At 59.2% G+C, this 22,298-nt stretch carries 16 protein-coding genes; 9 read left to right on the top strand and 7 right to left on the bottom strand.

Annotated elements, in window-relative coordinates; all coding sequences use genetic code 11:
* Window positions 1-40 precede the first annotated feature (40 nt).
* The 8 genes from HZB23_09000 (at window position 41) to HZB23_08965 (ending at window position 8,813) form a co-directional block, all read left to right on the top strand.
* The gene (locus tag HZB23_09000) at window positions 41-1,159 is read left to right on the top strand and encodes a hypothetical protein (protein ID MBI5844788.1); all 1,119 of its coding nucleotides are present in this window, start codon (window positions 41-43) and stop codon (window positions 1,157-1,159) included.
* Window positions 1,160-1,307: 148 nt separating this feature from the next.
* Window positions 1,308-1,631 carry a hypothetical protein gene (locus HZB23_08995; protein ID MBI5844787.1) on the top strand — a complete coding sequence of 108 codons (324 nt, stop codon included), beginning with the start codon at window positions 1,308-1,310 and terminating at the stop codon, window positions 1,629-1,631.
* Window positions 1,632-1,659: 28 nt separating this feature from the next.
* On the top strand, window positions 1,660-3,390 hold the full coding sequence (locus HZB23_08990; protein ID MBI5844786.1) for a tetratricopeptide repeat protein: 1,731 nt from the start codon (window positions 1,660-1,662) through the stop codon (window positions 3,388-3,390).
* Between the two features lie 205 nt (window positions 3,391-3,595).
* The gene (gene yedF, locus HZB23_08985) at window positions 3,596-4,189 is read left to right on the top strand and encodes a sulfurtransferase-like selenium metabolism protein YedF (protein ID MBI5844785.1); all 594 of its coding nucleotides are present in this window, start codon (window positions 3,596-3,598) and stop codon (window positions 4,187-4,189) included.
* A 96-nt stretch (window positions 4,190-4,285) separates the two neighbouring features.
* A complete protein-coding gene (locus HZB23_08980) occupies window positions 4,286-4,747 on the top strand; it encodes a hypothetical protein (GenBank protein ID MBI5844784.1) in 462 nt (153 codons plus the stop codon).
* On the top strand, window positions 4,744-6,228 hold the full coding sequence (locus HZB23_08975) for a GMC family oxidoreductase (protein ID MBI5844783.1): 1,485 nt from the start codon (window positions 4,744-4,746) through the stop codon (window positions 6,226-6,228). The genes HZB23_08980 and HZB23_08975 overlap by 4 nt, the downstream gene beginning before the upstream one ends.
* 83 nt (window positions 6,229-6,311) lie before the next feature.
* Window positions 6,312-7,433, top strand: coding sequence for a DUF362 domain-containing protein (locus tag HZB23_08970; protein MBI5844782.1), 1,122 nt, complete (start codon window positions 6,312-6,314; stop codon window positions 7,431-7,433).
* A 186-nt stretch (window positions 7,434-7,619) separates the two neighbouring features.
* Complete coding sequence (locus tag HZB23_08965; GenBank protein ID MBI5844781.1) at window positions 7,620-8,813, top strand: (Fe-S)-binding protein; 1,194 nt, start codon at window positions 7,620-7,622, stop codon at window positions 8,811-8,813.
* 95 nt (window positions 8,814-8,908) lie between these two features.
* Here HZB23_08965 and creD read toward each other — a convergent pair whose 3' ends face one another.
* The 6 genes from creD to HZB23_08935 all read right to left on the bottom strand — a co-directional run bounded on the left by creD (window position 8,909) and on the right by HZB23_08935 (window position 19,229).
* Entirely contained in the window at window positions 8,909-10,399 is a 1,491-nt protein-coding gene (gene creD, locus HZB23_08960; protein MBI5844780.1) for a cell envelope integrity protein CreD, read from the bottom strand.
* A gap of 163 nt (window positions 10,400-10,562) precedes the next feature.
* On the bottom strand, window positions 10,563-11,996 hold the full coding sequence (creC, locus tag HZB23_08955) for a two-component system sensor histidine kinase CreC (GenBank protein MBI5844779.1): 1,434 nt from the start codon (window positions 11,994-11,996) through the stop codon (window positions 10,563-10,565).
* Window positions 11,997-12,002: 6 nt separating this feature from the next.
* Window positions 12,003-12,719: a two-component system response regulator CreB gene (creB, locus tag HZB23_08950; protein MBI5844778.1), complete on the bottom strand. Its 717-nt coding sequence runs from the start codon at window positions 12,717-12,719 to the stop codon at window positions 12,003-12,005.
* 30 nt (window positions 12,720-12,749) lie between these two features.
* Window positions 12,750-12,971: a type II toxin-antitoxin system prevent-host-death family antitoxin gene (locus HZB23_08945; protein MBI5844777.1), complete on the bottom strand. Its 222-nt coding sequence runs from the start codon at window positions 12,969-12,971 to the stop codon at window positions 12,750-12,752.
* Window positions 12,972-13,004: 33 nt separating this feature from the next.
* Entirely contained in the window at window positions 13,005-13,379 is a 375-nt protein-coding gene (locus HZB23_08940; GenBank protein ID MBI5844776.1) for an HNH nuclease family protein, read from the bottom strand.
* A 21-nt stretch (window positions 13,380-13,400) separates the two neighbouring features.
* On the bottom strand, window positions 13,401-19,229 hold the full coding sequence (locus HZB23_08935; GenBank protein MBI5844775.1) for a large extracellular alpha-helical protein: 5,829 nt from the start codon (window positions 19,227-19,229) through the stop codon (window positions 13,401-13,403).
* A gap of 146 nt (window positions 19,230-19,375) precedes the next feature.
* Here HZB23_08935 and HZB23_08930 point away from each other — a divergent pair, with 146 nt between their 5' ends.
* Window positions 19,376-19,858 (top strand): DUF456 domain-containing protein, encoded by a 483-nt coding sequence (locus tag HZB23_08930; GenBank protein MBI5844774.1) that lies wholly within the window; start codon window positions 19,376-19,378, stop codon window positions 19,856-19,858.
* A 371-nt stretch (window positions 19,859-20,229) separates the two neighbouring features.
* Here HZB23_08930 and HZB23_08925 read toward each other — a convergent pair whose 3' ends face one another.
* Window positions 20,230-22,158 (bottom strand): Ig-like domain-containing protein, encoded by a 1,929-nt coding sequence (locus tag HZB23_08925; GenBank protein ID MBI5844773.1) that lies wholly within the window; start codon window positions 22,156-22,158, stop codon window positions 20,230-20,232.
* Between the last annotated feature and the right edge of the window lie 140 nt (window positions 22,159-22,298).

The raw sequence follows: 22,298 nt of genomic DNA, 5'->3' as shown, positions 1-22,298 counted from the left end.
CGGGGAGGCCTTCCCATACTCCTTTCTGGAGGTCGGGCCATTGAGCGTGGAAAAAGACAAGAAAGTAGTCACCGAAGAAGTTGATGACCGCCTGGACGCTTTTTTCTCCGATGACGACTGGGGTCCCGCCCCGGAGCCTCCCCCAAGGCCGACGCCGCCGAAAGCTGCGGCCCCGCCCGATGACGATGATGTCGTAACCCTGGAAGCAGCCCCGTCCCCTCCCACCGATGCAGACAAGCTGGGCCTTGGCGAACTGAAGGTCCTGATTCTTTCCCTGGACTGGGAAATCACCGACACCATGATGGAGAAGATGGAGATCACGGCCAAGGGCCTTCGGGAGCGCTACGCAGCCGACGCCGTCGCCATCACCCATCTGTCCCTCATGGAGCTTCTGGGAAAATACATAAGGGTCAAGAAGGCCGACGCCCATCCCGATTCCGTCACGCTTTTGAGGGAGGTCTACGAGGGGCTGGAAAGCTGCCTCGCCGGCCCCGGCCTCGATGAAACCACCAGAAAGCGATCAGCCCTTGCGCTGGTGGAGCGCTTCAACCGCATAAAGAAGCAGATCGCCGCCGTAAAGGGCCCAAGGCCCAAGGCCGCCGAAGCCGTGGCCGAGGGCGAGATAATAGATAGCCGGGTGGCCTCCGAGGAGGACGAAGGCATAATCACCGCCCAGCCCGTGGCTCCGTCGGCGGTCAATCTGGCCGCCATCAAGGACGAGATGCTTGCGGCCGTAAAGAGCCACCTGGACGCGGAGCTTGCCGCCATAAGGGCCGAGATAAGGGAGTCCCGCGAGGCGGTTTTGAAGGCCGTCGCCCAGGCGGTGGCCGTTTTTACGGGCGCAGCCCCGGCCCCCCGGCCTGAAAGCCTTTCAGGCGAGGATGAGAACGGGGACATAATCGACGCAAGTCCGGCGGAACCGGACGTTCTGGAAGCCGCTCCCCTTGAAGCCGCCGTTTTGCCGGAATTTTCCCAGGCGGATGAGGACATTGCCGACACGCTCCCCCTCGATGACGACGTGATCGACGCGGAACCGATCGAAGCGCCCGTGGCGGCCCGTGAGCTTCCGGGCTCATCCGACCTTGCGGCTGAAGGCGACCTTGCAATGGAGCTGGGCCTTTCGATGGATGACGATCTCGGCCCCGATCCCAATTTATAGCAGCCGGAGCCTTTCCCGTACTGAAACGCCGGGTTAGCGGCTGGCCGCACCATTTTTTTGCGTCATATACCATCTTCGTTTTTCGGAAGGCCCGCAAACTCGGTTTTGAGCGGGCGTTAAGCCGGATCAAGGGAAATTCAAGCGGCCAATGATCATCTTCTGTGAGGAGTGCGGGTCCCGAAACGACGTGGACCCCAAGGCTTACGAGGACGAGGTCGCTCCCGCCCGCTGCGCCTACTGCAACGACATCCTTAACAAGGCCACGGCCAAGAAGATCAAGGTCCGCCAGGACGAGTCCCTGGACAGGGTGATCCCCGCCCTCAGGGAGGAGGAGGACGACCAGGCCCTCGTCGAGGCAAGCCCCGCAGAGCCCGTGGGCGGCATAGTGGAGCCCGTGGTTTTTTCCACCGCCGCCCCTGAAATCCTCGAAGCCCCCGACTTCAACCGCAATTTCGTCATTGGCGAGCTGTGAGCCATTCACGGCCCCGGCGGTTTCCGGCATGAATTCCCGCACCGCCACAGGGCGAAAATTCACCATCGCCGCCTTTTTTTCCATACTCGCGGTCGTCCTTCTCAGTTATTCCAATGTTTACAAGTCCCCTTTTTTCTTCGACGACGCCCACAACATCGTGAACAACCCCTCTTTAAGAGCCGTCACAAGCATCCGCCACATGTTTTTTCCCGAAGTTCAGGTGGGCATTTCAGGGCGACCCGCCGTGCATTTTTCCTTTCTGGTCAACCGCCTTCTGCTGGGGCCAGAACCGGCCGGTTTCAGGGCGGTAAACGTAGCAATTCACATCATCACCTCGCTCTTTTTGCTCGGAATCACGCGCCGTACCCTCAGGGTCCCGCTTCTTGAGCCCCGGTTCGGGGCGCGTGCGGATTATCCGGCCCTTTTCTGTGTACTCCTGTGGGCCGCCCATCCCATCCAGACCGAAAGCGTGGTCTATCTCACCAACCGGGGCGAGATACTGGCGTCTTTGGCCATAGTCATTTGCCTTTACGGGTTTTTGAGGGCGGGAACCTCGCCACGCCCGCTTTTTTGGTGCCTTCTTTCATGGCTCGCCTTTGTGGCCGGTGTGGGTGCAAAGGAAATAGCGGCAGCGGCCCCTGTCCTAATCCTTGCCTGCGAGGCCCTGTTTTTCAGGGGAGCGCCCGGAAAAAGAGCCTGCCGTTTTCCGCTTTTTTACATGGGCTTCATTCCCGGCGCGGCCCTTCTGGCCTGGCTCCTCATAAGGGGGGCGACCCGCGCCTCCCTTGGAGACACATTCATCTGGTGGGAATACGCTTTCAGCCAGGGCAGGGTGATTATCCACTATCTTTATCAGGTCATCTGGCCCGCAAATCTTTGCCTGGACTGGGAATGGCCCATGCCCGGCCCCTTTGAGGGGCTTCTTTGCCTTCTGGCCGTTGGAGCGGTTCTTTTTATAGTGGTCCGCGCCCTTTTCCGGCGAAACCCTGCGGCCTTTTTGGGGGTGTGGTTTTTCGTGATCCTGGCCCCCAGTTCAAGCATAGTCCCCCTGCGGAAGCTGGCCTGCGATTACCGGATGTACCTGCCCCTTTACGCCGTAATATGCCTTGCTGTTCTTGGCGGGTATTCGATTTTCAGAGAGCGCCTCGAAAACGGCGGGAGGACGCGAAAGGCCGCAGCCTGCCTGCTTGCCGCCCTTGCGCTCCTTTTTGCCGGGCTCTCCCATGAAAGGAACAGGGCCTTTGCCGATGAAATCACCATCTGGCGGGACGTGATGGAAAAGGACCCCGGAAACCCAAGGGCGTACCAGAACCTGGGCCTGGCCTTTATGAATCAGGGGCGCATCGGCGAGGCCGCAGCCGCCTTTAGTGAGGGCCTTGGGCTTTTCCCGGATAACGCCGAAATCCTGGGCAACATGGGCCACGTTCTGCAGGTTATGGGCAGAACCGAAGACGCCCTGGCCCATTACCGCAAGGCCCTTCTGTTAAATTTCGACCTGCCGGAGGTGCATTTCAACCTCGGAAACATCAATGCGGAAAGGGGAAACTACCCGGTGGCGGCCTTGGCCTACAAGGAGGCCTTAAGCATAAACCCCCATTATTTCAAGGCCTGGCTCAATTTCGGAAACGCCCTTCTCCTTAACGGACAGCCGGGCGAAGCGGTAAAATGCTACCAAAACGCCCTCATCCTCAGGCCCGGCGATCCTCAGGCGACGAGGAATCTTGCCGCCGCCCTGGAGGCAGTTCGCAAAGCGCGGTAAAACCGCCCGAATCCCGATTCCCCGCCTTCAAAGCCCTCTCTGGAGTTCATCAGCATAGATTTTTCCTATCGATACACCCGGATTCATTGACAGCATCACTTTGACAGGCCCCCCGGAAAATCGCTAAAACAGACATGCGTATAGGAAAGGCTTCCGCCCGGAGGCCCGCCCCGCGCGCCGGATTTTTATTTTATGGGGAAAAACCATGTCCAGACTGATTGATTGCAAGGGTCTCGCCTGTCCGGGGCCGGTATTGGCCGCAAAGAGGGCGATAGACGAGGAAAAGCCCGAAACCCTAACGATTCTGGTTGATAACGCGGCGGCCCGCGAAAACGTTGCCCGGTTCCTGAAAAGCCAGGGCTACTCGGCTGAAAGCGTGGAGACGGACGGAATTTTTCAGGTGACGGGGAAAAAGGACGGTTGCGAGGTATGCACCGTATTTGTGCCGGAACCTGCGCATGAGTCCAAAATCATGATTCTGGCCAGTTCCGACAGGATCGGCCGCGGGGACGACGAGCTTGGCCAGAAACTTATGATTTCCTACATAAAAACCTTGAAGGAGATGGGGCCGACCCTTTGGCGGCTGGTTTTCGTGAACGCCGGGGTGAAGCTCACCGTCGGCGGATCGCCAGTACTGAAGGACCTTCAGGCTCTTGCCGGAACCGGCCTCACCATCCTGGTCTGCGGCACCTGTCTCAACCATTTCAACCTCCTGGATCAAAAACAGGTGGGCGAGACCACCAACATGCTGGACATCGTCACTTCCATGGAGCTTGCGGACAAGGTAATCTCGGTTTAGCGGATATTTGTTGCCTTGGGCGGGCTTTGGTCATAAAATCCGGGGAAAACGAGCGCAAACGGCCCTTTCGCCCATCCCCCGGAGACACCAACGCCCATGACATACCGCCTGAAATACCTTACCGGTAAACGGCTCGAAGTCTTTCTGGCCGCAGCGGACGTGATCATTCCGCAAGACGTTACAGGCGCCGGAGGAGGAACTCTCGCCACCGCCGGGGTGGCCGACTGGTCCCTTGGCCGGATGCCCGAAGCCCTGCGTAAAAAATTCCTGCTTCTTCTCGTGGTGCTCCGTTTTCTGGGCCTTTTTTTCGGCCTGAAATTCTTCCAGAACCTTTCCGATGAAAAGAAAATCCGGGTGCTGGCCTGGATGGAGTCCGCGCCCATAGGCTTATTCCGCATGGGCTTTTTCGGGCTGAAGAACTTCGTCTGCATGGGCTACTACACCCGCGAGGACATCTGGCGCACCATCGGCTACGTTGGCCCCGTCCACCCGGACGTGGCCTTTTCCGACCCGGCCATCCGCGACCTTTGCACGGGCGAAACGGAGGTGGTCCAGTGACGAAGACCTTCGATATCGTGATAGTGGGTACGGGCGCGGGCGGCGGAACCGTGGCCGAGAGGCTTTCCCGCCTGCTTCCGGGCGCGTCCGTAGCCCTTCTGGAGGCCGGCCCCAATTACCCCCCAAGCCACTTCACCCAGCGCGAAGCGGAGATGATGGGGCTTTTCTGGCACGGCGGCGGCTGGCCCACAAAGGACGGGGCCATCACCCTTGCGGCGGGAAAGGCCGTGGGCGGCTCCACCCTGGTCTACACCGGGGTCACCTTCCGCCTGCCCGACGAGGTCCTGGGGGAGTGGAACGTGCCGGGGCTGACACCATCCGACCTGGCCCCCCGGTTCGACCGCCTTGAGGCCGAGATCAACGTCGTCACCCCCGGCCCGGACATGGTGAACGACAACAACCGGCTCTTCAAGGAAGCCTGCGACTCCCTTGGCTGGCCGGTGGAGACCCTTCGCCTGAACCTCAGAAACTGCGAGCAGATGGGCTTCTGCAACCTGGGCTGCGCCTGCGGGGCCAAGCAGGGGACCGCCCAGGTCCAGATTCCGGCGGCCATTGGGCGCGGATCCACCCTGGTCCCCAACTGCCGGGTGGACAGGGTTTCGGATGGCCGGGTTTCCGCTTACGTTTCGCCCGCCCCGGCGGACACCCTTCCGGGCCCCTGGGAATCCGGCGAGGTGACCATCGAAGCCCACGCCGTGGTGCTCTGCGCCGGAACCCCCGGAACACCGGCCATAATGCTTCGCTCCGGCTTGGGGGAGCGCCTCCCCATGCTGGGGCGGTATCTCACCCTGCACCCGGCCGTCACCCTTTACGGCATCCAGCCTTCCCCCATCAAAAACTACCAGGGCTTTCCCAAGACCTATTACACGGGAAAGTTTTCCCATTCCCACGGCTTTTACATGGAAACCGCCTTCTATTACCCCTTCATCACCACCAAGCATCTTGGGCTGTGGGGCCACGACCTCAAGTTCGCCATGAGCCGGTACCGAAATTTTCAGACCGTCATCATTCTGAACCACGACCCTGCCCTGCCCGAAAACCGGGTGAGCCTCGACAAATCCGGCGAGCCGGTGCTGGACTACACCGTCCATCCTTCCACAATAAGCTCGCTGTGCCACTCACAGAGGGCGGCCACCCGGCTTTTCCTGGAATCCGGGTGTACCCACGCAATAATGCCCTGCGCGGAAAAGCCGCTGTTTACGGCGCGTGAGGGAAAAAACGCGAACTTGAACGAGTTCATCTCCGAAAAACGCTTCATCCTGAACAAGATGCCCATCTCAAGCGCCCATCCCCAGGGCGGCTGCCGCATGGGGCAGAACGCGGCGGATTCCGTGACTGACGGATTCGGTCGGGTTCACGGCTCAAAAAACCTCTGGGTGGCCGACGCAAGCCTTTTCCCGAAAAGCAGCCACGTCAACCCCTATCTCACCATAATGGCCCTTGCGGACCGGGTGGCGGAAAACGTGGCGGAGTCGGTGTAGTTGCAAAAGGCAGGACGATGGTTCCGGTTTATCGGAAGGGCTTTTTATATATACCCGGCATGACCATGCGAAAGGGAATGGAAATGGGGAGAAGTGAAGACAACCGGGTCATGGTGTTCGATGCCTCATATGAGGACAAATCCCTTTCGGTGACGGTTGATGCCATTTTTGAAGAATTTCCCCTTGAACTGAAAGATAAGAAGGTCCTGGTAAAACCGAACATACTGGCCGGGGAGCCGCCGGAAAAGGGAGTGACCACCCATCCCGCGCTTGTGAGGGCCGTCGTGAAAAAGCTTTCGGAAGAAGGCGCCCTGGTAATGGTTGGCGACAATTCGGGCGTTTTCGGTTACGGCAGAACACAAAAAGCCGCGAAAATTGCCGGAATCGCCGAGGCGGCGGGGGACTGTTTCATACATCTCGGGCGCAGTCCGGTAAGGCACGAACTGCCTTCCGCCGATATCCCCCATGTAATGATCGCGGAAGAGGTGCTGTCCGCCGACCTTGTAATCAACCTTCCCAAACTCAAGACCCACGGACTTACTTTTTATACGGGAGCAATAAAGAATACCTTCGGATACGTGGTCGGGGGCGATAAAATGCGCGTTCATTCAAAGGCCGCCACGCAGCAAAGGTTTGCACAAGCCCTGGTTCACATTTTTTCGATCCGCCCCCCGGATCTGAACATTATGGACGCCGTTGTCGCAATGGAGGGCAACGGGCCGCATCACGGAAAATTGCGGCACTTGGGAAAGATACTTGCAAGCCCAAACGCCGTCTGCCTGGATGCGGCCGCAATTTACATGACAGGCCACAACCCCGGGTCCATTTTGCACCTGGCTGTGGCCGGGGAAAGGGGGCTCGGAAAAATTGATATAAACCATATCCGGTTAAACAAGGAAATCAAACCCTTAACCGATTTCAAAATGCCGGCCACCTTTACGCCCGGCGTGGCGGGCCTTGTTCTGAACCGGTTTCTGGCCCGCTGGATCAACTGCCTGCCGGAAATTGACCACGGTTTGTGCAAAAAGTGCGGACTGTGCTCAAGGCATTGCCCTGTGGGGGCAATGAAAATGAAAGAAGGGGAATACCCGGGCGTTGACAAGAAGATATGCATAAATTGCTATTGCTGCCAGGAAATGTGCCCGGAAGACGCAATCTCCCTCAAAGGACGGACCCTCAACTTCATAAGAAGGGCTTCGCACTGATTCCAATTTATAAGCCCCAAATCCCCTGAAAAATTCCGCTAAGTTCTTGACTTCATGCCGCGTTGCGTCATAAGAATATGCCCACGCACCGGAAAATCCCGCTGAAATCCATTTTCGCTGTTTTGCTGCAAAAGCGCATCTTGCGTTTCTGCGCACGGATTTTTTTACATGAGGATTGGAGGAAACGTGTCCTATATCGACTGCTGCGACTGGGAAAAATGCAACCAATGCGGAATCTGCCTCTCGAAATGCCCGGTGATGAAGATGGGGGCGAAGGAGGCGAGGCTGGAGGTGAATCGCCTGCAAGCCGGAGAGCCCACGGCACGGGTCCTTTCGGAGTGCACCCTCTGCATGAGCTGCAACGGCTTCTGCCCCAACGGCCTTAGGCCTTACGAGCTGATCCTTCAAAGGGTCTCCGAGCAGGCTGACCGAAAAAAAACCGTCCCCGCGTTTTTGCCGTACATGCTCCAGGGAGCGCCCGGCCCGAATTTTTTTCAGGACCTCTACGCCGGGCTTCCCGGCCCTGACCGGGAAATCCTCAAAAAATGGGGCGAGCCTCCCAAGCCCTCCAAGGAAGTTCTGTGGATCGGCTGCATAGGCCGGAATTTCGCAAAGGACCTGGAAAACTCAAAGGTGCTGGCGGGCCTTCCCAAGTTTTCCCCGTCGCACCTCTGCTGCGGGGAGCTTCACTATCGAAGCGGCCAGTGGGAGGCCTTCACGGCCAACACAGAGCGGCTGGTCTCGGCCCTCGATCTTCTCAAAACAGACCGGGTTGTCTGCTACTGCGGCTCCTGCTGCACCTATCTCAGCAAAATCATACCCCAGGTGGCGGGCAGGGCCCTGCCCTTTGAAACAATCTCCATCTATCAGTGGCTTCTGGAAAAATTCGAGGCGGGCGAACTGACCCTTAAAAATCCCATAATGTTCAAGGCCGCCATCCAGGAATCCTGCTACGTTTCCGAGCTTGGAGAGAACTTCGGCGAGATTCTGCGCAAAATCTACAAGGCGGCGGGCGGCGATTTCGTCGAACTCCAACACAACCGCTCCTGCGCCCTGTCCTGCGGGGCCGCCAGCATAGCGCGGGACTTCAAGGTGGGCGGCGTGATAAGGCGGCAGGCCGACAAATTCAGGGAGATAAAGGCGGCGGGAGTAAAGGAGACCGCCTTGAACTGCCCCGGCTGCTACCTCACCATGGCCCCCCAGAGCTGGATAAGGGGCGTCAAACTCCGCTACATGCCCGAAGAGCTTTTAAGGGCATTCGGCGACGACATCACCACCCCCATTTCCGGGATGATTCCCTCCGTGATGAAGGCCTTCGCCAAACGCCTTCCCCTTGCCGTAAAAAAGATGGACGCAGGCCGGGTGGCGAAATCCCTGTGATGTGGAATTATCGGTAGCGGCGACTTTCCGTCGGCGCATGATAGGGCGGCGCGGGACCCTGATTAAACCGGATCAGCCCGCGCCGCCCTGCCCGTTTACGGGACGTTTACCGGCCCGTCCGGCTCGTGCGCACCGGGTTCATCGGGGTCCGTCTGCGAGAGGTTGCTGAGGCGCGTGTCCAGGCTTTTCCAGTCGAGCTTCCTGGTGCCCAGCATCACCGAGGCCAGAAGGGCGAAGGTCCCAAGGCTTCCGCACAGAAGCGAGTAATCCTCCATCTGAAGTATCACGAACCAGTATCCGTATAAAATCGCCAGCACACCGCCCGTGACCAGCCCCAGGGCGGCCCGCCTCATGATTCCCGAAACGTAGACCGTGATGAGAAGAACCACCGCCAAGGCTGCGGCCCCGTAGGCGGCATTGAAGCCCACGTGCTCGGAAAGGGCCAGAAGGAGCAGGTAGAACATCACCACGGCCAGGCCGGGCAGAAGGTACTGGATGAAATGGAGCCTGGCCTTGGACAAAAGTTCCGACACGAAGAGCGAAAAGAAGGTCAGGACCACGAAGAGCAGGCAGTACTTGGCGGCCCGCTCGAAAAGCAGGGAGTCGTTCACCGGTTCGGCAAGGTTGACCCCGAAACCGCTTTCCGAAAGCTGTGAGAAAAGGGCGTCGTCCAGCCAGGACGCGGGAAAATTGGTGTTTAAGTCCAGCACCTTCCAGTCCGCCGTAAAACCCTTGGCCGTTATGGAGCGTGCCTGGGGCAGGAAGGTTCCGTCAAAGCTCGGATGCGCCCAATCCGAGGAAAGGGCCGCAGTGGTCACCAGCCCCACGGGCACGAACCGCAGGCCCTTGGCCCCTTCAATGGACAGGGTGAGCTTGAAGGGCAGTCGTTTTGCCGCAGGGTCAAAGGCCACGGACGCCCCGGTGGTGCCGGAAACGCGGCGGGCGGCGCATTCCGGCGTACTGTCAGCCGAGGGGCGCTTTGAAATTTCGGGCTTTAAGGACACCTCATTCTGATTGAAAAGCCCTTTTATGTGGCTTCTCAATCCTTCAAGGCCGCTTACGGAAACGCTCAGGCTGGCCTTGTCCCATTGTATTTCGGTTATGGCCTTGGCCTGGCTCGGACCCAGAAGGCTTGTGGTGTCGGGGGGCGAAAACCAGCCCGTGAGGGTAAGGTCGCTCCTGTAAACCGGCACCCTGTAGATGCCCCTTGCGCGGAACTCGGTTTTGAGCGTGCCCCTTATGTCGAGTTCCTCGGGCATCACTCTTATCTGGTGGGTTTCGATGTTTTCCTCGACGCGTTTTTCGCTCTTGTTGGTGAGAGGGTCCACGCTCACGGTCTCGGTTTTGGTCCTTACGACGTAGGGTATTGAAATCATGGGGCCTTCAATCTGCTGCTGGCCGCCCAGCTTGCCTATGATCTCCTCCTCCACCCTGCTCTTCCTGTACTGCCTTTCCTGGGAAAGGGACATTATGTGGCAGGCCGGAACCTGGAGCAAAAAGGTCAGAATCGCGATAAGGATCAATTTGGACACCGTGGGGGAGAAAACCCGGCGGACGCTTCCCATGGCTTTGGCGTTGGCTGACATTGGCGTAATCCTTTTCCTTGTGGTTTGGGCCGGGGCGATGGGGTTTCCGGCCATGTTCAAGGGAAAGTTTAACAGGCGTATGGGACGGGCGGATGAACCCTTGGGGAAAAGCGTGTGAAAACAATGTGAAAAGGAGAAGTTTGCGACAGGGTGGGCTATAAGGTCAGCCACCGTGGCGGGGAAGCCGCAGGGTGGCGATGACGCCCCTTTCGGGGGCGTTTTTTATGGTGACGTCGCCTCCGTGCAGAAGGGCGGCCTCCCTGGCAAGGCAGAGCCCAAGGCCCGTGCCCTTGCGGGAGGTGTCCGGGCGGGGCAGGGAGTAGAATCGCTCGAAGACCCTGGGAAGGGCGTATTCGGCGATTCCGGGGCCGGCGTCCCGCACGGAAAGCGACACCGCCCCTCCTTCGGCTGACACGTTTATGGCGATTTTGCCCTTTTCGGGCGAAAAATCCACGGCGTTCTGGACAAGGTTGATGACGGCGTGATGTATCAGAAACCTGTCGGCGATGATCGTAGCGTCAAGGTCGCCGGTGGTCTCGATTTCAAGTCCCTTTTCCTTTACTGCCACGCAGAGGGCCTCCAAAATTTCACCCACAAGCCCGCCCAAGGCTATCGTTACCGGCTTTTCCGGGATTCTTCCGCTTTCCAGGCGCGAGAGAACCAATAGCTTCTGGATGACGGATTCTATTCTTTGGGCCTCGGTTCGTATGTTGGCCATGAAGCGCCGCCTCTGATCAGGCTCCATGTCCTCGGTCAGAAGTTCCGCCGCCCCGCTTATGGCGGCAAGGGGGCTTTTTATCTCATGGGTCAGGGTTGAGACGTAGTTTTCAACGTATTGGCGGTCTTCCAGGGCGTTTCTCATCTGCTCGAAGGCCTCGGCCAGCTGCCCGGTCTCGTTTTTCCCGAATTTGGGCAGGGGCGGGCGCAGGCCGTCCCGCACGGCCTGGGCGTAGGCGGTGAGACGCTTTATGGGGCCGGTTATCATGAGCGACACCAAGGCTCCCAGAAGTATCACAGCCCCGAAGATCATCACCCCGGCCAGCATGATTTTCCTCTTGGACCGGGCCACGAAAAGGTTGGAGGTGCGCGTGGGCTTGCCCACCGAGAGCACCCCGATCGTCCCGCCCCGGCCCAAAACCGGGGCCGCCACGTACATCACCGAGTAATCCACGCCGTTATGCTGCCTGTGGGACGTGCGCGCGCCGTAGAGGCCTTTCAGGGTAAGGAACACGTCGTTTTTCCGGGAAAAATCGAGGCCCTCGCTTTCCCCCAGGGAATCGAAGACAACGAGCCCCGTGGCGTCCGTGAGGTAAACTTCAAGGTCCACGCCGGTCTTGTCGTAATCGTAAATCCGGGCGGAAAAGGGCAGGTTTTTGATGTGCGCGAAACTCTGGCGGAAAAGCTCCCTGTCAAGCCTATCGTCCCGGGCCGAAGCCCCGGCGATTCCGGCCAGAACCCTGGCGAGGTCCACCAGGGGCTCTTCCGTCACCTTGCGGTACTGGGGGCCCAGATCATTCACGATCCACTGGGTGAAGTTGATGAACCCGAAGGCCGTTACCGCAAGTATGCTCAAAATGATGCGGGTCTGGATTTTCATTCGGGATCAGTCTTCCAAAAGCCTGTCGCTCACCGAATAGCCCCAGCCCCTGTGTGTGACGATGGGCTCCATGTCCCCGCGCACGGCTTTCAATTTCTTGCGGATGCTTTTTATGTGGGAGTCCACGGTGCGGTCGCCGGACATGAGGGTGCCGTTCCAGACAAGGTCCAGAAGGTTGTCCCTGGTGAAGACCCTGCCCGGGTTCTGGAGAAGAAGGGCCAGAAGCCTGAACTCCTGGCGCGACAGTGGAAGCGGGTGGCCGAAATAGGAGATGGAAAACCTGGCCTGGTCCACCCGGAAGGGCGTGGCCGGGTGGGCCGCCGCATGGGGCGCGTCGCAGAAGACCTCCCCTTGGCCGCTTTCGGCGGCCCGGCGCAGAACCGCCCGAACCCTGGCGGTTAGTTCGCGGGGGCTGAAGGGCTTCACCACGTAGTCGTCAGCGCCCAGTTCCAGGCCCACCACCTTGTCGGTTTCCTGGTTTCTGGCGGTGACTATTATCACCGGCACCGGGCGCTCCCTTCTCACGGCCTTCAAGAGGTCGAAGCCGGACACGTCGGGAAGGCCCAGGTCCAGAATTATCATGGAAACCCCGCCCGAAAGGGCAAGGAGCGCCTCGCCCCCGGTTTTCACCCACACCGGGGAAAAGCCCTCGGAGGACAGGGCGTAGGTTATGACGTCGGCTATGGAGGGCTCGTCCTCCACCACCAGGATGGTCTCCCGCATGGGGCGTCTCCGGGAATTTTTTTGCGCGCGTCAGCTTTCAAGGCAAGCGACGGAGTTCAGAAGCCTTCTTGCGTTTTTGGGGCTCCGCAGAAGACAGGCGGTTTCCGAAAGCGCCTCGTAGTCGGATAGGCTCATTATGACCACGGCCTCGCCGTTTTTGCGGGTGACGATTGCGGGCGCGTGGCCGTTGCAGACCTTGTCCATGATTTTTACCGGATTATTGAGGAATCCGGCCCAGGTATGGGCTTCCATGACGATCCTTCGGCGCAAAACGGCCCGTTTTCGCTACCCCTTTTTTTTCATCAAATCCGCAAGCCCGGCAAAGGGCGAGTCGCCGGGAATGGGGCGGCTTTTGGGGGGCTTTCTGCCGGGCGCTTCGGCTGCCGAGGCGTCCGCCACCTTGTGCCTTTCGTGCTCGTTTTCGTGGCAGTAGAGGCACAGAAGCTCCCAGTTGCTGCCGTCAGCCGGGTTGTTGTCGTGGTTGTGGTCCTTGTGATGGACGGTGAGTTCCTTGACCCTTTTTCCCTCGAACTCCCTTGCGCACCTTCCGCATATCCAGGGAAACATCTTGAGGGCCTTTTCCCGATAGCCCTGCTCCCGGCTTCTCTGCTCCCTCAAAATTGCGTCCAGGGTCGCGTCTTTTTCATCCGGCGTACTCATGGTGATCCTCATTTTTCGTGATCAGTCGGTGACGGTGAGCTTTTCCGCCAGTCCTTTTCCGTAAACATCGGGCGAGTACATCTCGCTTGCAAGGGTGGGCATGGCTGTGAATGTTCCGGCGGCAACCGCCTGGGCCACGTAGGAGAGGTGGTAACGGCCCTTTGAGAGATAATCGGAGTACCACCTTGCCGAATCATGCCTCAACTCCTGGTGGTAGAAGCTGTAGCGACTCCACCCGTAGGCGTTCCATTCCGGCCACTTGTAGTAATAAGCGCCGGGCGCGGGCTCGGTTTCCGCCTTTGCCGCGTCCACCGCAGACGCCGTGGCAAGATCGCGGTTCACCGGCTCAAGCCCTCCGGGGACCGGGTCGTCCGCCACAACGTAATAGCGCCCCGCCGGAATCGTGACGTAAAGGTCCACCCGCACCAGATCACCCCGCTTAAGGCTTAGGGGCCGCCCGGCCAGAACCCACTTTCCGTCCCTTTCCACCGAGTATTCCCGGACCACCTCGATTCCGGCGTTGGTGGACGTGGGTTTTTCGGCCTTTTGGGCGAAGCTTGCGCGGGCGGTGTAATAGAGGCGTCCCACGCCCTTTCTCTCTATCAGAAAATTCTGGGCTAGGCCAATGTCGCTTGATGCAAGGGGCCGGGAAAGCTCGACAGCGGGCAGGGAAAAGGAGTTGAAGGTCGCCCGGCCAAGGGTCTCGTTTCCAAGATGGGCAGCAGCCAGCATGTCCGGCTTGGCCTTTTCAAACAAGCGGGCGTAGTCCGTAAGCCCCGTTATGGCGAAGGCGTTTTCCTGGGTGCTGGGCCAGAATCCGCCCGCGCCCACGGCGAGAACCAGGCTTCGGGCGAGCTTTTCCGGGGCGTCGCCCAGAAGGGCCTTGCCGTACGCGGTGCGGGAAAGGGCGGTGAAGGCCGAAAGAATGGCCGCGTCATTCCTGTTTCCGCTGGAAAGAATCCAGGAATGGCGTTCATCGCGCCTTTCGTCGAAGGTCATGCGCCCGCTGGTTTGGCTGGCCCTGCCAAGGATGGAAAGAGCGATATCCGACACGGTCTTCTGCGGGGCCTTTGCCGCAAGGGCCGCAGACAGGAACTGGGCCTTGCCGAAAAGGGACATTTTGGGGACGGACCGGGCGAATCGCGCGATGTCGGCGGGCTTTATCCTTCCACGCCTGGAAAGGGCGTAAAGAGCCGTGGCCCTTACGTCCGCCGTCATGTCCGGGGTGTAGTGGGCTGGCGACATGTCTTTGCGCAGGAGGTTTTCCAGGTAGGCGGAAAGCCTTTTGTCCACGTCGTCGGGAACCCTGCGCCCGTTTTGGGTCAGCCAGGAAAAGGCCAGGGCCGTGTAGGCCGAAAGATAGGGGCAGACGTACTCGTTTTTGGGCGTATAGTAGCACATCCCCCCGTTTTGGGCCTGAAAGTCCGCAGCCTGGGACAAAACTGACCCAATAAGGGCCTTTGCGTCCCTTTCCGCGCCCGCGTCCTTTGGGAAATGGCCGGAAAGCGCGAGATACCCGGAAGCCGCCACGGCACGGGAAAGCTTCTGTTCCCAGCACTCGTAGGGGTAGCGGCGCATGAAATCGAAGGCGTTTTTCAGGTTCGATATTATGGTGGGCGAGAGGGTGACGGAGAGGCTCCCTGCGTCCGGGTGGGCGTCTTCGGGAATCTTCACCGAGACCCTTGCCTCGCCTTCTGTGAGGCTGCCGTATTGGGCCGCGTGGTCAAGGCTCCGTATGGCAAGGACCTGGATTGACACGGCAAGCCCGTCGCTGTCCTCGCCAGCCGCAGCCCTTGCGGTGAAGGCCATCTCTCCGGGTGAGGCGGCCTTTACCGGGAAAGACACCGTAACCCTCTGAAAAGGCTCCACGTTCACGGTCTGCCTCACAGACCCGCCGCTTCCCGCACCCGTCACCTTGGCCTCAACCGTTATGGCCCTTAGGGAATCGGTGCGGTTAAGGATGGAAAAACCGGCGGAAAAAGTGTCGCCGACGGTAAGCTGGTTGGGAAGCGCGGGCCGTATTTCGACGGGCCGGGTTACGGTGAAGGTCCCCTCGCCCAGGCCCATGCGGTCGGTGGGGGTTGCGGCAATGGCCAGTATGCGCCAGCCGGTCAGGTTGTCCGGGGCGGTGAAGGAAAATTTCGCCTTCCCGTTTTCATCGGCCTTGATTGACGGGTTCCAGAAGGCCAGGAACTTGAACCGGTTGCGAACCGCCTGCCGTTTGTCGTCCTCGCCTGCCGCTGCGAACGCCACGCCCTTTTTCTCCATGCGCTGAATGCCTATCAGCATGGAAGCGAGGCTGTAGTTGTTCATGTCAAGCCCGCCAAGGCCGTACAAGCCCTTGTAGGGGTCGAAGCGGTCGCGGCCGCCTTCTATGAGGTCGAAAACCGCCTCGTCCACCACTGCAACGGAAAATTCCACCGGCTCCTTGCGGGAAGGGTCAGGAAGGATCGAGGAAAGCTCAACGTTCACCGTCTCGCCGGGCCTGTAGGATGGTTTGCCGGTGACCGCCGTAACCTTAATTTCCTTCACCGGGTCCGTCACCTCCACCCGTGCGTAGCCCATGCGGGACGCCGGCTTGCCAAGGTCGGCCTCGCCCGGTTTCTGGGGCGTGGAAACCCTGCCCGACTGGACAACCACCGAAAGGTAGAAGCCCGGCATCATCTCTTTTGTCACGGGGATTTCGATTATGGGCATGGGCGTATCAAAAGTCATAAGGCGCTTTGAGATGACGCCGATGCGCTCCACCGTCACAAGGGCCGTGGCTTTTGCAAAGGGGTTTTTAACCCGGAACCGCGCAACGTCTCCCACCTTTAGGGATTCTTTTTCGGCGATCACCGAAATTTCCGAGCTGTCCTGGTAATCCCACTGCAAATAGCCTTCGCCCGTGACCCAGAGATCGAGCCAGCTTTTCTGGGAGCGGCCCTTTTCATCGGTGACGGCGGCCACGAGCCGGTACTCCCCCGGTTCGGGCGGAACAAAGGAAAAGTCCTTCGCGGTTTTGCCGGAAACAATTTTTCCGCTGGCCGTGTCTGCCCACTCGTAGGAATACTCGTGCATATAGGCGTTTCCGGGGCCCATCACCCGCGCGTCCTTTATTATCCGGCGCTTGACGGTGACGGAGACCTCTGACCCTTCCGCCGGTGCGCCCGTCTGGTCGGTCACTATCATCCCCACAAGGGCGGGCTTTCCCTTCCCGAACACCCAGCTTCGGGCCTTTAAGCCCACGAACCGGAAGGCTCCCACGTATTTGGCCGTTGCCAGGGCCGCAACGCTGCGGCCACGGTCGTCTGAAACAGAGGCTTCAACGGCTATGGAGCCGCAGGCGAATTCCGTTTCAGGCACCGCGTTTACGGAAACAAGGTCCCCCTTCTGGTCGAGGGTCTTTTCCTCGCTGATGAAGTCGGCGGTGCGGGTTTCGGGATAATAATCTCCGCCGGTGTCGGAGAAGGGTTCCGTGGGGGGCGGAGCGAAGGAGAAATCGCGGGCTTCCACGTGGTCGGATGAAAACATCTGCTCGGTTATCTGGCCGTAGGTTTTCACTTCCGCCCCGCTATAGGGGCCGCCGCCGTGAAGGCGCGCGTTCACCGAAAGTTCGGCCCTGTCGCCGGGTGAAAAAATAACGCCTGAGAGCTGTGCCGTAACCCGAAAGGGCGAGGGGGTGAAATCGGTGACCAGAACCGTTATTGGAGACCATTGCAACTTCACCAGATTTGAGGAGAGGTAGAATTGGTAATGGCCCACGGCGGCAGACTTGGGTATGGGCAGCTTCCCGTCGAAGGCCCCGAATTCGTTAAGGCTTATATCCTTCAATTCCAGTATGTTCTTGCCCGTGGGGTCTTCCACAATGAGCTTGTAGCCCTTTTTTGGGGCGGAGGTTAAGCTTAAGTTGTCCTGGTCCCGCACGAAAATCTTGTAATCTATGGTGTCGCCAGCCCGGTAGATGCCCTGGGCCGTGAGGCCCCAGGCCTTAACGTGGCCGTAGCGGGGAGCGTCCGCCGACCATACTCCCCTGCTGTAGGTGTAAAATTCGCCGGTAAGGGGCAGCAGGGCCATTTTTTGGGCCTTGTCCACGCGCACCAGGGTTACAGTGTCGGAATAGTCCGACATCATTTCCTCGTGGCCCCATTGATTGGAAATCCCAAGAGCCACACGCCCCGGAAGCATCAGAAAGCCTTCGGCGTCCGTCACGCCTTCGCCGAGGATTTTTGATTTCTTGGGATCGGAAAGCACCTTTCCCCTGTAAATACGAACCCTTGCCCCGGCCACCGGGGCCGCTGTCTCAAGGTCCGTGACCCACACCAGGGAGCTCTGGTGGCCGATTTTCACGTTCACCTGAAAGGGCGTTCGCTGGGCGAAAAAGTTCAATCCATACTCTTCATCTTTTGAAATTGCGTGTTTGGGATTCCATGAAACGATCCTTCCCACCACAAGCCCGGTCTGGCCCGAAAGCATTGATTTAAGCCCCGTGGGCATGAACCTTCTTTCATCCGGGACGGTGTTTCCGGGAACCGCCCTTATGCGGCCCCGCACGAGGCCCCTGGGGGTCAGGGCGTCGTAGCGTATTGAGGCGGATTTCATGTTGGTCATGACAATGGGGAAATCCGTCTCCACCTCGGATTCCAGAACCGCAGTGTTGTACTCAAATCCGGCGTAGGGTTTAAGATGGTCGGTGGAAAAGGTGATGTCGATGGCCTTTTTGAGCACCCTTCCGAACCTGTCCTTTATGGTTCCTGCCGGGGCGGTGACGCGGTATGTGGTGTAAGGGCGGGGGGTTACGGGAAGATCACAGGTGAAATCGCCGTCGTTTTGGTCTATGGTGTCGTCCTCGTCCTCGTAATCTTCTTCGCCCTTATCTTCTTCGGAGTCCGCGCCACCCGGTGAAATTTTTACATTCGAGGCGATTTCCGAGTAGGCCACGGGCGAACTGAAGGTCAGTTGCAGGCTTCTTTCAATATCGAACCTGCGGGGATTTTTTTCCCTTTTTCCGGGTTTTGCTTCAAGGGGATCGCCGTGGATGTCCTCCCCGTCTATTCCCAGAAACGAAAAGTCGCCGTAGGTGCGGGTTTCCGCGACCTTTCCCTTTCCCCTGCCCCTGACCGGCCCCGAAATCGAAACCAGCCCCGGCTGCTCCACGATGTCGTAAGCAGTGTCGGGGGCAAGGTCGCGCGCAGGGCTTATGATCCAGACGCCGGAAAACTCGCCGCCTTCAGCAGTCCCCGGCCCACCGCCGTTATCCAGTCCGTATTGCTCGGCAAGGGTTTCCGGCGCGGCCTCGGCCCTTACCGGAACCAGCCCGTCCAGTTTCGTTTGGGGCACGAAGGACAAGGCCCTTTCCACCGACTCCCTTGAGACCTTTAAGGTGAACTTCACCAAAAGCACCGGCTTCTGGGGCGCGGCATAGGTGTAGTGGCGCACTTCCTCCGTTTCCGGGCCGGGGGTGGAAAAGATGTGGGTGAAAGGCGCGGCCAGGGTCTCGCCGCTTTCGTCACTTATGCCGGGCTTCATGGTGACCTTAAACCGCGTGGCCGGGGTGAAGGCCCGGCCCTCGGAAAGGTCGCAGGCAAGGGTTGCGGTGTCCAGCCAGCGCCAAGTGCAGTTCAGGGCGGGTTCGATGGTGGCCGGAATTTCGTCCGCCGTGCGCTCCATGCGCCCTAAGGGCACCACTGGCCTGTTGAAATGGAAGACGATCTGGCGGGATTCCTCAACGGCGTCATCCGAAGGAGTCACCAGCACGATTTCGAGCGCCCCGGTTTTTCCCGCACCCGCAGTGCCCAGAAAGAGCCCGGCCACTATGGCCAGGACCGCGAAAACCAACCAGCCGAGGGTTTTTTTCAGGCGCAGACTCATGGGGCCTCCTGGTTTTGACGGGCTTGTAAAAAGGGAGCGGGTGAGGTAGAAAACGTGCTGAAGACAGTATTATTCCACCATTTTCATATACTTCAACAAACACGGGCCGTGCAAGATTTTTAACGCCGCCATGTAAAGGAACTTCCATGACAGCAGTACTGATAATTCTCGGAATCTTCGCCCTCATCCTGGCCCTGGCGGGCTGCGTGGTGCCGGTGCTTCCGGGGCCATTCCTGGCCTACGCGGCCCTTCTTTTCGCGGCCATGGCGAAATCCTGGGAGCCCTTTTCCGGGCTCTTTCTGGTGCTGATGGGGGTTTTCGCAGTCCTTGTCTCGGTTTCGGACAACATCCTGCCCCTTGTGGGCGCGAGGCGCTACGGCGCAAGCCGCATGAGCGTTCTCTGGAGCGTGGTGGGCATGGTGGCGGGAATCTTCATTTTTCCGCCCTGGACCATATTCATGGGAGCTTTTGCCGGGGCCGTGATGGGCGAGTGGATCGACAAGGGCGACATGAACCAGGCGGTCAAGGCGGGCTGGGGCGTGTTCATGGGGACAGTGGCCTCCATGGCGCTGAAACTGGCCTATGTCTGTGTGGCGCTGGTATACTTCATCAAAGCCGTGCTGTTTTAGCGCCTGTCTAAAAACGCGAATAGCTGTGTCAGGCTGGCTTGGCCGGCTCGTTATGTACATTTAGTACACGGCCTCCCCGGCCAAGCCAGCCTTCCTTGCTCTTCATCGTTTTTATCCAGGCTTGGTGCGGGGTTGGTTGAAAAGCGACTCGCTGTGTCACGCGGAGCAATCGCGGGTAGTCATATATGAAAAGTACTATTCCTCCCCGCCCGCTTCACTCTTCCTTGCACTTCATCGCCATAATCCAAACTGGTATCCAGGCTTCGCATCCAGGTGGCTTATAGGGTTTAAAAACAAAGAGTCCGGGGGTGGTTAATTTCCCCCGGACTCTTTCAGCATCGTTCAGACTTCAATTTGCGGCCGGTCGGCCCCTAATTCTCCATGTCGGTGAAGTAGTCAACCGCGGTTTCCATGTCGATGGGCACCCAGCCCACAACCGGGAGCTGGATAAGGACAGTCTGATTCTCGCAGGTGGTCTGGGAGAAATCGAGGGCGAACCCGTTAATGGTCATGGTGCCGGAAGTGGGAATCCCGCAGTTGGGATCGATCTTCACGTTCGTAACCTGGCAGTTGTACTGGACGTTGTTCATGGTTACGACGATGGTCCCGGTGAAGCCCAGGTTGGCGTCCCACAAAACGTCCACGTCGGCGGTGGCGGGGGCGTTCTGATAGGTGAAGGAGAGCATGGTGTCCAGCGTGCCGGTTTTGGGCAGGCCGGTGGTCAGATCGATCACGACGGTTGATGTTCCGTCAAGCTGGTAGCCGTTGGCGGAAAGGTTCTCCGAAACGTGGGTCACGGTGAGAAGGTTGCCGTTTTTGGCGAAGCTGGTGGCGGCGGTGCCGTTTATCACCATCTCGCCCTTCTGGAGATTCTGATAGACTATGGTCCACTCCACCCCGCCCGGCCCCACCGAGGGCGTCACCTTCACGGTCCCGGTGATGCCGCCGCAGGTCTGGGACCCGTTGAAGGTGAAGGTTATGGTGTTGCCGGTCCTCTGAATGGTTCCGCAGGGGAAGCCCGCGATGAACTTTGCCCAGAGGTTCGCCGCAATTACGGCCGCGTTGGCCCCGTTCACCTCGGTTATGCCCATGGCCTCGCACACGTCGGTCATGACCGCCGCCGCGTCCATGTTGCCGTCGCAGTTGGCAAGACTCATCATGAGAAGATTCAGCACGTCCTCGTAGGTCTGGGCATTTAAGGCGGCGTCCGCGACCACCATCACCTGGGTGGTGGAGGTTATGGTGTTGCCGTTGGCCAGGGCATAGGACGCCTCAATGGTTATGAGCCCCTGGGTGTCGGCGGTCAGGCCGAAGCTTGCAATGCCGTTTTCATTGGTGACGGCGGTGGCGGTTATTGCGCCGCCTGCCCCGATGGCCAGAAAATTGATGGTGCCTCCCACAACCGGCACGGCCCTGCCGGTGACAAGAAGGGCGTTGATGTTTGTGGGCGTTACGCCGTTATCGGAAACAAAGGGCGAGGACGGATAGGCTTTCAGCTTGCGGAAGGCGTCCGGGTTGGCCAGAATCTTGGCAAGCTCGGTGTAATAGCCCGCGAAGGCCGCCGCGATGTCCTGGCCGGGATGGGCCGGGTCGTCCATCATGTCGTCCAGCTTGCCGCTGGCGGAGGACAGGTTGGCCACAAGGTAGTCGATGTAGTCGTTCACCGAGTCGTTGTTGGCAAGGGCCTGCTGGATGAGATCAAGGTTCTGGTCCAGCATCTCGTTGATATAGGCCACGCCGGTTCCGGGGGTTAGGGGGTTTTCCGAAAGATCAACTCCAAGTTCCTGCTCCACCTGGGCGATGATGGCCGCAGCCTGCTCCCTGGTGGGCGCTGCGCCGCTTTCGGCAAGCTGCTTCAGAAGTTCGGCGGCGACGGTGCTTGCCGTTGAAAGGTAGGATGCGAGGTTTCCGCCGTTAAGGGAGGACGGGTCTTCTATTATGGCCGCCAGAATCGGCGCTGCGGCTCCGTACATGGTTCCGCCGAAGGTCTGGAGGATCACCGGGCCGTTGATGGCCGCAAGCTGGGCCGCGTTGGCCAGAAAGGTGAACCCGCCGTTTGCGCCGGTTGTCACGGGCGCGTTTTCGGCCACGAGTTCCACCAACTGCCCAAGATCGTTGAAGTAAAAGGCCTGGACGAGCGCGCCGGAAATCGGCCCTTTTACCGCGTTGCCCGTGATGCCCGTGGTGTCCCCGTCATCATTTGCGGCCCCGGTGCTTGAGGAGCTGGAACATGATGCGGCAAGGAGACAGAGGAGGAGAACTGCGAGAAGCCGAAATTTGCCGGAAAATCCGCGCTGCATGAGAGCCTCCATAAACTGTTGGTGTTATTAAGCGGAGCATGGTTCTTTTCCAGTTTTTGAAAAATCCGGCAAGGGGAAGAAATGCCCCGGTCTTCCTCCCCACTGCCATTTTCGGGAAACGAAAAATGGAGATAATTTGC

It is taken from the genome of Deltaproteobacteria bacterium, assembly GCA_016235345.1.
Classification (GTDB): domain Bacteria; phylum Desulfobacterota; class Desulfobacteria; order Desulfobacterales; family Desulfatibacillaceae; genus JACRLG01.
Note: the sequence above shows the minus strand (reverse complement) of the source record. Positions and strands in the feature narration are given on the sequence as shown.

Coding starts and splice junctions, on each gene's coding strand:
- HZB23_08995 (MBI5844787.1), top strand. CDS start 1,308: ATGATCATCTTCTGTGAGGAGTGCGGGTCCCGAAACGACGTGGACCCC.
- HZB23_08990 (MBI5844786.1), top strand. CDS start 1,660: ATGAATTCCCGCACCGCCACAGGGCGAAAATTCACCATCGCCGCCTTT.
- yedF (MBI5844785.1), top strand. CDS start 3,596: ATGTCCAGACTGATTGATTGCAAGGGTCTCGCCTGTCCGGGGCCGGTA.
- HZB23_08980 (MBI5844784.1), top strand. CDS start 4,286: ATGACATACCGCCTGAAATACCTTACCGGTAAACGGCTCGAAGTCTTT.
- HZB23_08970 (MBI5844782.1), top strand. CDS start 6,312: ATGGGGAGAAGTGAAGACAACCGGGTCATGGTGTTCGATGCCTCATAT.
- creD (MBI5844780.1), bottom strand. CDS start 10,399: ATGTCAGCCAACGCCAAAGCCATGGGAAGCGTCCGCCGGGTTTTCTCC.
- creC (MBI5844779.1), bottom strand. CDS start 11,996: ATGAAAATCCAGACCCGCATCATTTTGAGCATACTTGCGGTAACGGCC.
- creB (MBI5844778.1), bottom strand. CDS start 12,719: ATGCGGGAGACCATCCTGGTGGTGGAGGACGAGCCCTCCATAGCCGAC.
- HZB23_08945 (MBI5844777.1), bottom strand. CDS start 12,971: ATGGAAGCCCATACCTGGGCCGGATTCCTCAATAATCCGGTAAAAATC.
- HZB23_08940 (MBI5844776.1), bottom strand. CDS start 13,379: ATGAGTACGCCGGATGAAAAAGACGCGACCCTGGACGCAATTTTGAGG.
- HZB23_08935 (MBI5844775.1), bottom strand. CDS start 19,229: ATGAGTCTGCGCCTGAAAAAAACCCTCGGCTGGTTGGTTTTCGCGGTC.
- HZB23_08930 (MBI5844774.1), top strand. CDS start 19,376: ATGACAGCAGTACTGATAATTCTCGGAATCTTCGCCCTCATCCTGGCC.
- HZB23_08925 (MBI5844773.1), bottom strand. CDS start 22,158: ATGCAGCGCGGATTTTCCGGCAAATTTCGGCTTCTCGCAGTTCTCCTC.